The 1523-nt window shown below is 44.4% G+C and carries 1 protein-coding gene; it reads left to right on the forward strand.

Annotation, left to right across the window (positions count from 1 at the left end):
- Window positions 1–163: 163 nt before the first annotated feature.
- Window positions 164–1523 (forward strand): ADP-ribosylglycohydrolase family protein (locus D1614_RS23575; protein WP_147384369.1); only part of this gene is annotated, 1360 nt, incomplete at its 3' end.

Genomic DNA, 1523 nt, shown 5'->3' on the forward strand with positions numbered 1-1523 from the left:
CACTGGTGTCCGGGGAAGATCTTTTCAGACCCCATGTTTAGACTTCACCTCTCAGTTTTCTCCCGGGCATCAGTGATTGCTGGTAAGAAAAGAATGCTTTTTTGTCGTTGCAGATAAGATATTCTTTGCTTAAAAATAATAATATAAAAAATTCTGAAAAATAATGAAAGCAACTACTGTTCGTGTTATTGGCGTATTTCTTTTGATGGTTTTAACTTCCGGATATTTGTTTGCTCAGAAGGGTGACGAAAAAGTTCATTACCGCCAGATTTCAGTCGAAGATTATAAAGATAAGATAGAGGGAGCCTGGCTGGGGCAGGCCATTGCTGCCATGTGGGGCTTCCCCACTGAGAGCAAATGGCAGGGGGAGATTGTTCCTTTCGACCTGGAGGATTGGTACCGCCAAATAACGCCGGCAGAATCTGTCCCTGCGGGTGTTACGGAGCAGGAAAGAAGAAAAATACCGCCGTCGGCCATCTCCGAAAAAGCTGCATCGATGAAGGATCCTCGGGAGCGAAAAAAATTTCTGATGCAATACTTTAACAACAAAAACAATTACGAGAAATGGACGCCTAGGGAAGTGGGCGACCAGGACGACATTTACATGGAGTTTATGTTTTTAAGTTCAATCACCAGGCATGGTCTTGATATAACATCGGCTCAGTTTGCCGAAGACTGGCTTAAATATTTAAACCCTAATCGCATATGGGGAGCCAACAAAGGAGCCTATAACAATTTCAGAAAAGGAATATGGCCTCCGGAATCGGGAAGTCCCCGCTTTAATGAATACTGGGATGGCATTGACTTTCAGATTGAATCTGATCTGTTTGGCCTTATAAGCCCGGGAATGCCGGTAATAAGCAATGCCTGGTGCGATAAGGTGGGCCATTTAATGAATTATGGCGATGGTGTTTATGCGGGTATGGCCGTGGCTGCCATGTACACCGAAGCTTTTTTCGAAAGCAACCCGCGCAAACTGGCTGAATACAGCTTAAAAGCAATACCTGCCGAGAGTGGTTATGCAAAAATGGTTCGTGATGTGCTCGATTTTCATCAAATGTATCCCAGCTGGCAGGATGCCTGGAAAGAACTGGAAAAAAAATGGGGAGTTAAAGACGGAAAACTTGTTTCGCCGATCGATGTAAAAATAAACGGAGCCTATATCTACATGGGGCTTTTGTATGGTGAAGGTGATTTCTGGAAGAGCATGAATATTTCAATGCGTTGCGGTAGGGATAGCGATTGTAATCCGTCGAATGCGGCAGGCATTATCGGAACCATTATCGGGATGAAGAACATTCCTCCGAAATGGGCTGTGGTCAGAAATTTACCCATCGAAAACAGGGCAATTAATGTTATCTACCCCAATCCTATCGAGTGGGATCAGATTTTGAACAGTACCGTTGAAGTGGGCAAATGGAACATCATGCAAAATGGCGGATACCTGGAAAACGGCGTTTTTTACATTCCGTCTCAGTCTCCGGTATCAACACCGCTTGAGCGAAACATTTGGACAGGAAACA

It is taken from the genome of Maribellus luteus, from assembly GCF_003576475.1.
Classification (GTDB): Bacteria; Bacteroidota; Bacteroidia; order Bacteroidales; family Prolixibacteraceae; genus Draconibacterium; species Draconibacterium luteum.